At 39.8% G+C, this 15,085-nt stretch carries 12 protein-coding genes; 8 read left to right on the top strand and 4 right to left on the bottom strand.

Annotation, left to right across the window (positions count from 1 at the left end):
* The first annotated feature begins 47 nt into the window (after nt 1-47).
* The 4 genes from AC3CAU_RS01995 to dnaX all read left to right on the top strand — a co-directional run bounded on the left by AC3CAU_RS01995 (nt 48) and on the right by dnaX (nt 5,048).
* Nucleotides 48-902 carry a MaoC family dehydratase gene (locus AC3CAU_RS01995; RefSeq protein ID WP_131216177.1) on the top strand — a complete coding sequence of 285 codons (855 nt, stop codon included), beginning with the start codon at nt 48-50 and terminating at the stop codon, nt 900-902.
* 93 nt (nt 903-995) lie between these two features.
* A complete protein-coding gene (locus AC3CAU_RS01990) occupies nt 996-2,246 on the top strand; it encodes a serine hydrolase domain-containing protein (RefSeq protein WP_447053218.1) in 1,251 nt (416 codons plus the stop codon).
* A 103-nt stretch (nt 2,247-2,349) separates the two neighbouring features.
* Nucleotides 2,350-2,811 carry a copper resistance protein NlpE N-terminal domain-containing protein gene (locus AC3CAU_RS01985; RefSeq protein ID WP_131216175.1) on the top strand — a complete coding sequence of 154 codons (462 nt, stop codon included), beginning with the start codon at nt 2,350-2,352 and terminating at the stop codon, nt 2,809-2,811.
* A gap of 134 nt (nt 2,812-2,945) precedes the next feature.
* Nucleotides 2,946-5,048, top strand: a complete 2,103-nt coding sequence (gene dnaX, locus AC3CAU_RS01980) for a DNA polymerase III subunit gamma/tau (protein ID WP_131216174.1) — start codon at nt 2,946-2,948, stop codon at nt 5,046-5,048.
* Between the two features lie 2 nt (nt 5,049-5,050).
* Here the strand turns inward: dnaX and AC3CAU_RS01975 are convergent, their stop codons facing one another.
* A complete protein-coding gene (locus AC3CAU_RS01975) occupies nt 5,051-5,488 on the bottom strand; it encodes an acyl-CoA thioesterase (protein ID WP_447053217.1) in 438 nt (145 codons plus the stop codon).
* 506 nt (nt 5,489-5,994) lie between these two features.
* On the bottom strand, nt 5,995-7,155 hold the full coding sequence (locus tag AC3CAU_RS01970) for an iron-containing alcohol dehydrogenase (protein WP_447053216.1): 1,161 nt from the start codon (nt 7,153-7,155) through the stop codon (nt 5,995-5,997).
* A 116-nt stretch (nt 7,156-7,271) separates the two neighbouring features.
* On the opposite strand from AC3CAU_RS01970, the gene AC3CAU_RS01965 reads away from it, so the two are divergent.
* The 4 genes from AC3CAU_RS01965 to AC3CAU_RS01950 are packed head-to-tail and all read left to right on the top strand — an operon-like array spanning nt 7,272 to nt 11,021.
* Complete coding sequence (locus AC3CAU_RS01965; protein ID WP_447053215.1) at nt 7,272-7,796, top strand: low molecular weight protein-tyrosine-phosphatase; 525 nt, start codon at nt 7,272-7,274, stop codon at nt 7,794-7,796.
* A 12-nt stretch (nt 7,797-7,808) separates the two neighbouring features.
* The gene (gene murB, locus AC3CAU_RS01960) at nt 7,809-8,843 is read left to right on the top strand and encodes a UDP-N-acetylmuramate dehydrogenase (protein ID WP_447053214.1); all 1,035 of its coding nucleotides are present in this window, start codon (nt 7,809-7,811) and stop codon (nt 8,841-8,843) included.
* Nucleotides 8,844-8,850: 7 nt separating this feature from the next.
* Entirely contained in the window at nt 8,851-9,978 is a 1,128-nt protein-coding gene (locus AC3CAU_RS01955) for a YdcF family protein (RefSeq protein ID WP_447053213.1), read from the top strand.
* A complete protein-coding gene (locus AC3CAU_RS01950; RefSeq protein WP_447053212.1) occupies nt 9,978-11,021 on the top strand; it encodes an alpha/beta hydrolase in 1,044 nt (347 codons plus the stop codon). Before AC3CAU_RS01955 ends, AC3CAU_RS01950 begins: the two co-directional genes overlap by 1 nt.
* 498 nt (nt 11,022-11,519) lie before the next feature.
* Here AC3CAU_RS01950 and AC3CAU_RS01945 read toward each other — a convergent pair whose 3' ends face one another.
* Nucleotides 11,520-13,190, bottom strand: coding sequence for an FMN-binding glutamate synthase family protein (locus AC3CAU_RS01945; protein WP_131216167.1), 1,671 nt, complete (start codon nt 13,188-13,190; stop codon nt 11,520-11,522).
* Between the two features lie 558 nt (nt 13,191-13,748).
* Nucleotides 13,749-14,756: a helix-turn-helix transcriptional regulator gene (locus tag AC3CAU_RS01940; protein WP_131216166.1), complete on the bottom strand. Its 1,008-nt coding sequence runs from the start codon at nt 14,754-14,756 to the stop codon at nt 13,749-13,751.
* Nucleotides 14,757-15,085 lie beyond the last annotated feature (329 nt).

Genomic DNA, 15,085 nt, shown 5'->3' with positions numbered 1-15,085 from the left:
AAGAGGAAGTTGCATTTAAAGATATAAGAATTTTATAAAGGTCCAGAATGAATACTCGCCATTTTAGTCAACTTCCAAAACCTTATTTAGCCTATCCGAAAGTGATTCAAGGCCTAATTTTTAAAAAGCCGAAGGGTGAAAAAGTACTACCGCAAGTTGAATATGTGGTGGATTCATTCAAGGTCGATCAGAAACATCTTAAAGTCTACAACGAAGTCTGTGGCTTTAAGAATAACGGTTATATTCCCGCGATTTATTTAGCGGTACTTTCTCAAAGCCTGCAAATGCACATGATGACGCAAGAAGCGTTTCCATTTGCGATTTTAGGTTTGGTGCATATTCGCAATCAGATTAAGCAAACCCGTAAAGTTGGGGTAAATGAACAGCTAATGTTATCTTGCAAGTTTGGTGAAGTACAAGCACATGACAAAGGGAGTCAGTTTGACTTTATTACCACTGCAAAAGTGGGCAATGAAGTGGTAATGCAAGGGATAACCACTTATTTGGCGCGCCAAAAAACCAATGGCAAAGTTACTGCTAAAGTGACTGAATCGAAAGCACCTGCGTATGAAATGCAAGCAGAGTGGAATGTGTCGGAAAATACCGGTCGTCGTTATGCCTTAACTTCGGGCGACTTTAACCTGATTCATATTCATGCCATTACCGCAAAAGCTTTCGGTTTTAAACAGGCGATTGCCCATGGCATGTGGAGTAAAGCCAAAGCATTAGCAAGCTTAACGCTTCCAGACAGCTATGAAGCAGATGTATGGTTTAAGTTGCCGATGTACTTGCCCTCTAAAGTTGAGTTTTTAACTGCTAATGAAGGTAAGGATATCGAATTCCTGATCCGAAATAGCAAGAACCAAAAACCGCATGTGTCGGGTCGTATAAAAGCCTTATAAGACCAAGGCCTGAGTCATTGCTGATTTAGGCTTTTTTATTTTAAGCTTCGAGTAAATAAAAAATAACGACTGGTTTAGGGAAAGCACAGTTTAATGAACAAAATAAAAGAATATATCTTTGCCAATACAGAAAATTATCAGGGACAGACTGATGAGCGTTTTCAAGATCTCGCTAAACAATTTAGCCGTATGCAGGATGCACGGACAGATTTAGGTGGGGCAGCCCTAGTCGTTTATTTCCAGGGGCAAAAAGTCGTTGATATTTACACAGGTAAAAAATCAGCAACTGAAAACTGGCAATCCGATACTCTGTCAGTGTGCTATTCCACGGGTAAAGGTGTACTTTCGACACTGGCTCATATTTTAGTGAGTGAGGGTTTTCTAGATTACGACACGCCTGTTGCACAGTATTGGCCTGACTTTGCACAGAATGGTAAAGCGAAAATCACTTTAAGACATATACTGAGCCATCAAAGTGGTTTATATGACATTCGCAATCAGATTGAAACGGCATTGGAAATGGCGGACTGGTCACATATGCTGGAAGTGATTGCAAAAGCAAAACCACATTTTGAAATAGCTACGGATGCGGCTTATCAAGCCTTAACTTTTGGCTGGCTGGTAGGTGGTGTGCTTGAAAAAGCGACAGGAAAATCTTTGTCAGATTTAATGCTGCAGTATCTTGTTCAGCCACTGCAACTAGATGGAGCGTACTTTGGCGTTACTGAATTTGAATTGGCTCGGGTTGCAAGACCATTGGCAAAATTGAAAACACAACCAAAGCCTTCAGGGCAAGCAAAACCGAAACCAAAGAAAGCTTCACTATTTGACAAAATAGTTGAGTGGTCAGGACAAAACCCACAAGACTTCCAGGATGCCATGATTCCCAAGGGAATGAAAAAGTTCAGCTTCTTTAGTGATGAAGGTTTAAAAGCCGTAATTCCCGCTGCAAATGGAGTTTTTACTGCAGATAGTCTGGCAAAAATTTATGCCATGCTGGCGAATGCAGGTGAATGGAAGGGTCAGCAATTGATTCGGCCAGATATCTTTAAAAATTTAAGTACAATTCAATACACTCAGCGCGACCGTATTATGCCGCTACCGATGTATTGGCGTTTAGGCTATCACCGGGTTTTAACTCTAGGGAAATCATCCAAAGGGTTTGGACATATGGGGTTTAATGGTTCTGGTGCATGGTGTGACCGTGAACGTAATCTAAGTTTCGCCTATACCCATAATTTTGCTACAGGTTCGATCACGGGGGATTATCGTCTGTGGGGTTTAACCCAAGAAACTTTACGTTGTGCAGATGCAGCATTAAAAGGGCGTAAGGGATGGTTTTAAACGGCATATTATTTAAAAATGTTAGCGTGCAGAGTTGGAAGGCATAATTCGGTAAAAAGTGTGATATTTTCCCAAGTCCAGAATCTCCCATTCAGTTGTCGTGATGAAAAAGCCGCTTCTTATTCCCTTAATTGCATCTTCTGTCTTGTTGGGTTGTCAGGACTCTAAGCAAACGAGTAGCGAAAGTAGCCAGCAAGTTGATCAGGTTGCCGAGCAGAAAGTTACGGTTGCGAAATGGGTGGGTAAGTATCAAGGAACGACACCATGCATGGGCTGTATTTCACGTTGTGAGGAATGCCCGGGTATGGCTGTAGATTTAGTGCTCAACCAGAACCAGACTTATACTTTAAAACGTGAAAGTTTAAGTGGCCATAATGAGATCGAAACGATTAAAGGCCATTTCCGATTTAGTAATTCTGATCAGACTAAACTTGAATTAGTGCAGGTCAAGACTCGCAATTTAATCTATGTGGATTTAGATCATCAACTGCTTGAAATATTGCAGGATCAGACAGGGAATATTTATAATGCTGAAGATGATTTTATTTTAGAAAAGAATGGATAGCTGATTTCTTTAGATTCTCGCAATATCTGAAAAATAGTTCTGCTTATCTCATATTTGATTGAACGCTTTTGCAGATTGTTCATTCACTCTTGACCAAAAAAACAGTATGCTTAGACCTGTAAAAAGGAGCATACATGTATCAAGTACTTGCGCGTAAATATCGCCCACGTAATTTTATTGAATTGGTTGGGCAAAACCATGTGTCACGAGCGCTCACCAGTGCCTTAGAACGTGGTCGTTTACACCATGCGTATTTATTTACTGGCACACGCGGGGTCGGTAAAACCACGATAGCGCGTATTTTGGCAAAGTGCTTGAACTGTGAAACGGGTGTAACTTATACGCCGTGTGAAGTGTGTGCAACTTGCACCGCGGTCAATGAAGGCCGTTTTATCGATTTGATTGAAATTGATGCGGCATCACGGACTAAAGTTGAAGATACACGTGAACTGCTGGATAACGTTCCATATGCACCAACACAAGGTCGTTTTAAAGTTTACCTGATCGATGAAGTGCATATGCTGTCTACGCACTCATTCAATGCGTTACTGAAAACACTAGAAGAGCCGCCTGAACACGTCAAATTCCTTTTTGCAACAACCGATCCACAAAAGCTTCCAATTACTGTCATTTCTCGCTGTTTACAGTTTACTTTGCGTCCATTGGCTGTGGATGAAATTACTGAACATTTGACGCATATTTTACATAAAGAAGAAATTCAGGCAGAACAGGATGCAATCTGGCAAATTGCTGAGTCTGCACAGGGATCACTCCGTGATGCACTGTCTTTAACCGATCAAGCGATTGCTTATGGTCAGGGCGCAATCCAGCATCAAGATGTTAAAGAAATGTTGGGTTTGATTGACCGAACCATTATTTATGATCTGATTTTAGCCATCCATCAAAATCAAAAGCAGCGTGTCAGTGAATTGTTGATGCAATTTAGGCAGCAGGCTTTAGATGTTTCGCTGGTTTTAGATCAGTTGATTTCAACTTTGCATGAACTGGCTTTACTGCAATATTTACCAGATTTAAGCCTGAAATATAGTGCTGAAATTAATAAAAAAATCATGCAATTATCGCAGCTCATTTCAGCGCAAGATTTACAATTGTATTATCAAGTGGCATGTAAAGGTCGTGCCGATCTGCAACTTGCAGTGACACAAGAACAAGGCTTTGAAATGTGCGTATTGCGCCTACTCGCGTTCCGTCCATTGCAACCGAATGAAGTCTTGGTATCTGCACCAGAGGTTCAGCAACCAGCAGCACAAATTGCTGTTCAAGCATCTGTACAAAATATGCAGCCGCAAGGTGATGAATATCAAGCACCAGCAGAGCCAGTTGCAGAAATTCAGTCACAATTAAGTTCACAGAATCCAGAACCATCTTCGGATGATTTTCTGGACGAACCAATGCTTGAGCTTGCTGAGCCGAATTCTCCGATAAGTCCAGATCAAATTGTCTTTGATCCAACCTCAGAAGATGCCCTGTTTGACTTAGATGAATCAAATGATGATATCAATATCCTGCCAGATAGCGCTGATCAGCTAGAAGCGAGCAGCGATGATTTCTTATTTGATGAAATTGCACCCTTAAATGATGTTTTCGATACTGAAACTGCAAAGTCTCAAGATAATATTGCTGTGGTGGATCAAGCGGAAGATGTATTCTTAAGCCCAGAACAGATGCCGATTGAGTCTGTACACGTTGAAGTTGCACCAGTTAAAGTTATCGAGAAGCCGGTTCTTGAATTAGAACCACCGAGTCTGGAAGAAACTCAAGTCGCGGTTAAAACTGTATCCACACAAGATTCAGGGTTAATGCCACAAGAGATTTTAAGACTAAGCCCTCAACAGCTTGAAGGGGATTGGACGGTAGATAAGTGGGAGTATTGGTTTAGAAATAGTACATTATCACCCGCGGTACAGGAATTGGCGCAACAGGGGGTAATGACCGGTCAGATTGATGGCGAATCGTTATTTCATATTCCACCACAATATGAACAGTTGTTAAATCAGTTACGACATGCGTTAGAGCAAGCTTTGAAAACTGAATGGCCGAATACCCACTTTCAGGTCAAATATGCTGAAGTTGAAACAACGACGCCTTATAACATGCAGAATGAACGGAAACAGAGAGCGTATGCACGTGCTTCAGAGCTACTGCATGCAGAAGCGGCGGTGAAGGATATTCTGCAAAACTTTGATGCTGAAATACAGAATATTCAGCTTAAATAAGTTTATTCATTGATACAGTATTGAGATAAAGCATCCCGCATTTCACTTGGAATCGGGGTGCTTTTTCGTGTCTGGCGATCAACAAAGACATGTACGAAATGACCTTGTGCAGAGGCGATATCATGCAGTGGTTTAAAAATTGCCAGATCGTATTGCATGGATGAATTGCCAAGTTTGGAAATGACCACGCCCACTTCAATAATTTCAGGATATGAAAGTTCTTGAAAAAAACTGCAGGCTGAGTCGACGACCAATCCAATTACTGGGGAAGACCGAATATCAAAGCCTGCTTTTTCAATCAGTAAAGCATTGGCTGCGGTATCAAAATAACTGTAATAGGTGACATTGTTGACGTGACCATAGATATCGTTATCTGACCAGCGCGTTTGAATGGGCAAGAAGTATGAGAAATCAGCGCGTTGTTTTGGTATTTGCTTCATTGTAATTTTATTTTCTATCGGTCATTTATGTTCAGTTGTACTGTTAAAAATAAATGAGTGCAAGTCGTTAAAAGTAAGGTCATTTACACGGAAGTAAATGACTCTGTGATATTGTTTTATATTAGATAATTTACATAAATCAAAAAATGTTCAATATTGGATTCTTTAAAACCAGCACTGCCTCAGTTTTTTGATTCAATTTCTATGTCTTTGCCTAGGCATTACCTCTACTTTTGAAAGGTCAAAATGAGGACTTAAAATATATTTTGAGTCCGCAAGAAAAACCTTTGGTTTCCCATGCACGACCTCCTTGTCGTGATGGGGAACGTGTGGCATCCATGCCACACTCATGAATACAATAGCTGTTAAAATTTATTTTTAATTTTGGCATTATGAGCAATTTATCGTAATTGAAAAAATGACTTATGAAAGAAGTCTATTGGTAAGAGTTTTTGATTGTAATAAAAAATCGCTTAAAAATGATATGAAGATAAATAAAATACAAACTAAGCATAAACAGCTTCATAAATTTGTCGGGTATCCTGCAACTGGAGTTCACGCGGATTATTTTGTAAAAGCCGAGTTTGCAACATGGCATCATTGGCTAATTGCTCAAGCTTGGTTTCTGGAACATTTAAATCTTTCAATTTTAAAATCAAACCGCTTTTATCAAGGTGATTTTGCATATGATCAATAAATAAGTCACATAAACCATCTGTACTGCCGGTACTTTTTGGATCTATCCAGCACATCAATTCAGCATAGAGTTGCTTTGCATTAGGGGCGTTAAACTTTAAAACTTCGGTTAAGACCAAGGCATTGCTATGCCCATGCGAGATATGAAAATGTCCACCTAGAGGATAAGCCAGCGCATGTACCGCAGCGACTGGAGCATTGGCAAAGGCTTGACCGGCAAGCATTGAGCCGACCAGCATATTTTGACGTGCCGCTAAATTCTGTCCATCAGCCAAGACCAGGCTTAAGTTGTCATTGAGTAAGCGTAATGCCTGTTTGGCTAACATGTCTGCATAAGGATTCTTTTTTATTTTTGATGTATAGGCCTCAATCGCATGCACCATCGCGTCTATACCTGTTGCCGCCGTAATTTGTGCGGGCAAGTTTTGGGTAAAGGTCGCATCTAAAATAGCAACATCGGCAAATAAAACCGGACAAACAATCCCGGTTTTTGTAGTTTCACCGGTGGTAACGATAGAAATAGGAGTGACTTCAGAACCAGTACCTGCAGTAGTTGGAACTAAAAATAAAGGTAGTCTTGGGATTTTAGCATTATTGATACTGTATAAATCTTGCAAAGTGTGCTGTTGTTCGGGATGTGCCAAAACAGCAATCACTTTTGCGACATCTAATGAACTGCCGCCACCAAAACCTAACACGATATCTGCCTTTTCATTTTTCGCGAATTGAACTGCATCTAAAACAATATGTTCGGGTGGGTCCGCTTGAACGCTAGAATAAATCACATAATCAAGTTGAATGGTTTCTAAAATTTCAATAATCGGTAAGTGTAATTGTTGCTGAATCATACCTGCATCGGTCACCAATAACAGCTTTTTATAGGGTTGCTGTTGGAGTAATTGCTTTAAGTCATAGATTGAACCGAGCCCTGAAATAATATTCGAGACAGTCTGAAATTGAAAATGGCTCATCTATTGCATCCTTTTTTATATCAAATTCAAGATTATTGTTTTAGCGTTCTATAGGATTCATCCCATAAATAACTTAACATAAGACATCTGAAAATAAAGTAGTTATTGAGGTTGTTATGTCATCCAAAACGCCATATAAGGTGTTATGTGTGTGTTTAGGAAATATTTGTCGCTCTCCCACAGCAGAAGTTGTGCTTAGACATTTTTGTGATGAACATTCGCTCAATATTGTGATTGATTCAGCCGGAACCAGTAACTACCATCCCGGAAAAGCACCTGATGAACGTAGTCAGAAGCATGCGTTAAATCGTGGCTATGATTTATCAGCCTTACGTGCACACCAATTAAAGCCCCAGGATTTCATTGAATTTGATCTGATTCTGGCAATGGATCATGAAAATTTAATTAATATTCAAGCACTTTTAGTACAAGTACATAGTGAGTATGGTGCAAGTCAAATTCGGGCAAAAATTGTATTGATGAGTGAACATGATCAAACTTATCTCAAGCAAGCTTTGCCAGACCCATATTATGGCGGGGTAGAGGGTTTTGAGCGGGTACTCGATCAGTGTGAATCGAGTAGTCGGGCGTGGGTCAATATTTTTAGACAACAGTTCAAACAACAGATCGATGTGAAATAAAGGTTTAAGCACATGAATATTCAAACTCAAATTCAACTTAAGCCTTTTAATACCTTAAGTCTTGATGCGATTGCATCCCATTATATTAAAGTTCAATCTCAACAAGAATTGGTGGATGCGTTAAATTATGCCAGGCAGCAACAGTTAAACGCCCTGATTCTGTCTGGTGGCAGTAATATGTTATTACCTGAACATATTCATGCGCTCGTGCTTCATATGGATATTCAGGGAATTGAATCTATTGCTGAAGATGAACACAGCAAGACTATTCGAGTGGGTGCAGGACAAATCTGGCATGACTTTGTGCTATGGACGACAGAAAATCGTTTATACGGATTACAAAATCTGGCCCTCATTCCAGGTTTAGTCGGTGCATCTCCAGTTCAAAATATCGGGGCTTATGGGGTTGAAGCCGGTGAATTTATTGAATCGGTTCAGGTTTATGACCGCCAATTAGAGCAATTCAGCCTTATTCTTGCTTCGGACTGTGATTTTTCATATCGGCATAGTATTTTTAAAGATGATCCGAATCGTTTTGTGATTACTCATGTGACTTTTAAATTGCTTAAGCACGCACATTTGATGTTGAATTATGGTGATCTGAAGCATGCCGTAGGCGATCAACAGACTGCTGAAAACTTGCAAAAACAAGTGATTCAAATCCGTCAAAGCAAATTGCCAGATCCAAAAGAATATCCAAATGTAGGAAGTTTCTTTAAAAATCCGATTGTTTCACAACAGCTTTATGACCATTTAGCACTATCATTTCCGAATTTACCCCATTACCCTCAAGTTCAAGGTGGCGTTAAAATTGCAGCAGGTTGGTTGATTGATCAGTCGGGTTGGAAAGGGAAGCAATTAGGTATGGTGGGGATGTTTCATAAACAAGCCTTGGTTTTAGTAAATTATGATCAGGCGACTTTGGCGGATGTGAAAGCAACTTATCATGCCGTACAACGGGATGTTCAGCAAAAATTTAACATTTTATTGGAACCTGAACCGGTATTGTTTGATGAGACAGGTTTAATTCGCTCACATTTGGAATAAGAAAATTATGGTGAAATCGCATTGGATGGTTCGATTGGTACAAATAGCATCAGTGTTATTTGTTCTTTTCGGCTGTTTCATGGTTTTGATTTATTCGCCATTTTATTCAGGCTGGGTTGTGAAAGCCTTGAATAGTTTTGTTCCTGTTGAAGTCAATCAGGTGGCTGCGAAAAGTCAACAAATGGCTGCATTGAGCGAACATGAAAATTTGGAGCCAGGCTCTAGATTATGGATTGCTCGACAGGCCTATTTAAAGTTAATGGAAGAAGCGATCCAAAGCCATAATTCGCAGAATTTGACTGTAATTCAAGCGCGATATAAAGCCTTGCAACACATGATTGAGGAGGCGCAACAACAAGAAAATGAACAAGAGGAAAAGCCGCGTATTCCATTGCTTGCAAAATCGGTGAATGATGAGATAGGACATGAAGATCCTACTCAAGCAGTTAAAGATTTATTGGACTTAAATAGTACTGAAAATAAAGCGTTAATGGAGAAATATGTAGAATTTCTTCTCACGCATAAAATTAAACAGGAACAAGTCGCGAAACAACCTGTCGATGAAACCATTTACCAGGATATTGCATTAATTCACGAACAGAATGAACAACCTCTACTGCAAGGTTCAAAGCCTTATGCCATTGTGGTCTTGGGTGGCGGCCTCACTCTGGATAAAAACGGTAAAGACATTGTGGTGAACGAATATACACGACTGCGTTTAGAGAAAACCTTAGCCATCGAAAAACAATATCAACTTCCGATTGTACTGAGTGGTGTAGAAGCCCCATATATGCAGCGTTGGTTGAAAGAACATGATGTAGACGCGAAATTACTGGAAGACCGAAGCATGAATACCTGCGAAAATTCGCGGTTTAGCTCGCTATTATTGCAAAAAAAGGGTGGAGCACCACGGGTGATATTAATTACCGACCGTTATCATATGCCGCGTACACGTCGTTTATTTGCATTAAATGGTATCGAAACGGTACCTGTTGAAGCACCTATGCCGACACATCTGACACACTGGCGTCCAAGCAAACAAAATTATGATCATAGCCGCCGTGCTAATTATGAAATGTTAGCCACGATTCGTGATGTCTGGTTTGGTTCCACTGATTGTCGGGAGGTGCCTTAATGCCAGATATCCCATTTTTAAATCCAACTATTTTAAAACAGTTGGATTTGCCGGTGCCGAGTAGAGAAACAACACCCCAACTGCTTGAAGCCTTAGACCTGAGTAAGCCTTATCAACCTTCAGTAGAGATTCAGGCTTATCGTAAGTTATATGGTTTGCATTTACTGGATTGTGAGCATTGGCAAGGCTATGTGCAAATGCCTTTGTTTAAATTACATGTACAAGCATTCCAACCCAATTTAGCCAATCTTGCTTTTAATAAAATACGCGGAACAGTGTTTTTATTGCATGGCTATCTGGAACACAGCGGTATTTATCAGCCGATTATTCGCGAATTACTGGAACAGGGTTTTAGTGTCATCACCTATGATTTGCCTGGTCATGGTTTAAGTAATGGTTCGCCTGCAAACATTAAGAACTTTGATCATTATCAGCAGGTTTTACATGCTGTTTATCACTATGTTAAAAATGCCAGTCAATTACCCAAACCATGGTTGGGTATTGGCCAGAGTACCGGTGGTGCTATTTTACTGCATCATCTATTAGAGTTTGCGGAGCGCCGTGAAAATCCCTATGTGGAGCGTGTCCTATTACTTTCTCCACTGATTCGACCTGCAAAATCAGCATGGTGGCATAATTCTGTGGGTTTAGGCATTATTCGACGAATCAAGCGTCAAGTGCCACGTCATTTTAGACGCAATAACCACAATCCAGAGTTTCTACGCTTTGTGCGTTTAAAAGATCCTTTACAGCCACGTATGATGGGCATGGACTGGATTTTGGCCATGTCCAAATGGATGCAGGAAATGGAGGCACGTCCAGCATGCCGTATCCCGGTATGGTTGGCTCAAGGTGCCCAAGATCAGACTGTGGACTGGCGTTATAACATTGAGTTTATTCGTCGCAAGTTCCGTTTGCAGACCTTGTTGATGCTTGAAGAGGGTTCGCATCAGTTAATTAATGAACGCGCGGATATTCGTGCAGCATTGACTGGACTCATTCCGGCATTTTTACATGCACAAAGTTCAAATGGCTATTATTAGATTTCATCACAATCAGTGAATCAAAAAATGTCGTATGAGCAAAGATAAGTCAGTTAAATAATGAGCTGACTTTTTCTTTTTTAATTCCCCATAGTGTTTGATACACGGACATGTCATTCGCAATCTGAGCAAAAAAACAGTGTTTTGTTTGTAGTGCAAGGCAAAGCAGAACAGAGGTATCTTAACTCAACTGTTTTTGCAAAAAAAGTTATTTTAAGTGCGGAAATTGAACAGATTTTGCAGTGAGGTACGCTACAGCACAAGATGCTTTGTTTAAGAAATCAAAATATATTTTGAGGCTTCTCATTTAGCGAATGGAAAACAGTGTTTCCCAAGGAACAAATGAGCTTCAGACATTTGATTCAAAAATAGTAACACTTCTTCGTGAATGACCAAAATACTAAAGAGTTGATTGAAAATCTTATAACGACTAATCGAGATTAGTCGTTATAAGCTCTTTTTTGCTAAATACCAGCATATCTATCACTCAAAGCCGGGTTAAAATTTCTCTGCATGGGCTAAATTCCACATTCGAAAGTAAAAATTTTCATCATCTTTATCTTCACAGCTGAGCAACTCACCTTCTTTTAACCAAAAGTGTAATTGTGCATAATTCTTGATTTCGCGGTCATTAATGCGCTGCGCGAGATGGTGAGCCTTAATATCCGCTGGGTGTTTGAGTCCAGCCGCAGCAATCATTTCAGACAAAGCCAGCATAGTATTTTTATGAAAATTTAGTACACGTACGGCTTTGGTGGGAACATGCAGGGCTTTTTGTCGCTCTTTGTCCTGAGTTGTAACACCAACCGGACATTGATTGGTATGACAACTTTGCGCTTGAATGCAGCCGACCGCGAACATAAATCCACGTGCTGAATTCACCCAGTCTGCACCAATTGCCATAGTACTGGAAATATCAAAAGCACTGATAATTTTACCACTCGCCCCGACTTTAATTTGATTACGCAAACCAGCGCCCACCAAAGTATTGTGTACAAACAGCAAGCCTTCTCGCAAAGGCGTACCTACATGATCAATCAGTTCAATCGGGGCTGCGCCTGTGCCACCTTCAGAACCATCTACCACAATAAAGTCGGGCACAATTTTAGTTTCCAGCATGGCTTTAACAATACTCATAAATTGCCAGGGCTGACCAATACACAGCTTAAAACCAACCGGTTTACCACCAGATAGCTCGCGCAGTTGTTGAATGAAATACATCATTTCAATCGGCGTATTAAAGGCTGAATGTTTAGAAGGAGAGACACAGTCATGCTCACGACTGATACCACGAATTTGGGCAATTTCTTCTGAAATCTTGCTTTTAGGTAAAATACCGCCATGTCCGGGTTTTGCCCCTTGCGATAATTTAATTTCAATCATTTTGACTTGCGGTAGCAGGGCTTGCCGGGTAAATTTTTCAGGATCAAAGTGTCCATCTAAAGTACGACAGCCAAAATAAGCACTGCCCAGTTCCCAGACAATATCGCCACCGTTCTCCAGATGATAAGGGCTAATACTGCCTTCACCTGTATCATGAGAAAAGTTCCCCATTTTCGCGCCCAAATTTAAAGCTCGAATTGCATTGGCACTCATGCTGCCAAAACTCATGGCGGAAATATTCATAATGGAAGCACTATAAGGCTGCTGACATTGATGATTACCAATCTGAATCCGAAAACTATCTGGATGGGCAGGCTTGCATGGCGTAATTGAATGGGTGATAAAACGATAATCTTGTTGATAGACATTAATAATGGACCCGAAGGGCTTATCGGCATTTTCATTCTTTGAGCGTTGATATACCAGGCTGCGTTGCATTCGTGAAAATGGCAGGGCATCCTGATCGGCTTCAATAAAATACTGGCGAATTTCGGGACGGAAATCTTCAAAAATAAAACGGAAATGCCCCATGATCGGATAGTTTTTTAGGATTGAATGCTTGTTTTGCAGGACATCATATAAGCCGACCAAACTGAGTATGCCTGAAATCAGCCATAAGGAATTCAGCAAGGTGTCCGAAATAAAGTAATAAATATAATGTGGAGCGTAAACGATCCGGAACCAGCTAATGGTGAGAGCAATGAAAATAAAAGTGAACCAGACTGAGTACCGTGAGAAAAAAGTATTTAAAAGCTTATGTCTAACAATCTGAACGGGACCTGGCATTCTAGTTTTTCCAAATTATTATGAATCAATTGAATTTGCCTATTTTGCGGACATGCTGCAAGTTCTGATTTGTAAAACTCAAATTATTGCTAGTTATAGCGAACAGTATATCGAAGTAATCATTATTGATTGTTTTACTAAATCAGTATTGAAATTCAAATCAGACACTTATTATGAACAATTAAGTTAAGTGATGTTTGAGTGTATTGGATAGGAATTGAGCGTAATTAAAATCCAGAATAAATGCTTAATAAAAAATCTGCTTAAAGCTTCTGATCTTATGATTTCTCAATACTTATATTATGCAGTACATTGATTTTACGTTAGCAACAGAGGTAATTCATATGACGATGAAATCAATCCGATATAATAGTGGAGATCTAGCGTGCTAAAGCTCAATGTTCTTCACTCCAGCAATCAAATCAACAGCCATCAAGCTTTGTGGTGGGGTGAGAAAATAAAGCCTGATGTTCTGGAAACCCACAATACGATAATAAAAAATAGATCCAAATAGAAAAATTCTCCAGTCCCAATTATTGGGACTTTTTTTATTTTTAGTTATTTTATCTCATCAGTGATTTGACGAACTGCATTTGAAACCTCAATTGGCTCGATTTGCTGAATCTTATTGCCAAAACCTCTTAGCCACCAGACCAGTTGAGAGGTAAAAGGTACGCTTGCAGTAATTTGAGCTAAACCATGGTCCAGTTTTCGGATGGTCTGATCTTTACTGAGCTGACTTTCATCAAAATAATGTGCATCTTCTTCAGTCATGATCAGTTTCAAGGCAATATTTTCAGTCGGCTTGTTATAGTCGACTCTAAAGCCTAGAGCGCCAGAATCAATATAAGCATCAATATCAAAGTTAACCGGATGCATTGCACGTGAATTTAAAACAATGGCTGATTTAAAACGGTGCAGGGCAAAAGTCTGAATATCAGTTTTATCATGCCGGGTACAGATTAAATAAATAATCGCACCTTTTTGAACCAAAGCTAAGGGATTCAAAGTATAGGTTTTTTCTTCACTTAAGTGGCTACGTCCCTGATAAACACATTCCAGTTGTTTGTCTTGCAGCAACCCTTCATAAATTGCTTGTTGCGCCATTTTATCGACTACAGGTGGAATTAAGGGTTGAGTGGCGGGAACAATACGAACCCGGTTAATCCATTGTCGCACATTATTTTGGGTGGACAAGCTACGGCGTGCCAAGTCAAACCAAGGATTCATTTCTTCAATCAGACTAGGAGGTAACAAGTGTTTTAAATGTTCTTCTACCATCATAAAGGTCACCGCCTGAGAACTGGTCATATGCGGTAAGCTTTGAATGGGTGCATCTGAACGCCAACGCCAGCCTTGAGGGACAGTTTTGCTGCTTTCAATAGGAAAGCGCAGCGAGATCTGATTTAAGTCACGCTGAATAGTACGCAAGCTGATATCAATACCTTCACGTTGCAGAATTTCTTGTAATTCTCGGGTACCCATCCACTTTCCAGTAGAAAGACGAGATAAAATTTGCCATTGTCGGTATAGGCTGTTGGACGTTTCTTTTTCTTGTGAAGACATAACTAACATTAAAAATCGAGTAGATTGTTTATAGCTGCATTAAATCAGGAAAACAATAAAAAAACTGAATATTTTTCTCAAATTTTTCTATCTCTCTCTATCAATAATTTGAAACATGTTAAGTCTAAAAATGCCATTGATTGTAGATAATTTTAGTGGGTAAATAGAAAAGACGATAAAAGGATTTTTTATTGGCATATATTTTGCTTCGCACTATTTAAGAATAGATAACAATTATGAGGGTAATATGTTTAAAGAAAATGATCGAATACCTCCAGTTTCTACGATTGAACATTTCCCCAATACTTTAGGCACAGATACCCCTATGC

The organism is Acinetobacter sp. GG23 (assembly GCF_057766365.1).
This window is presented reverse-complemented; position numbering and strand designations above follow the sequence as displayed.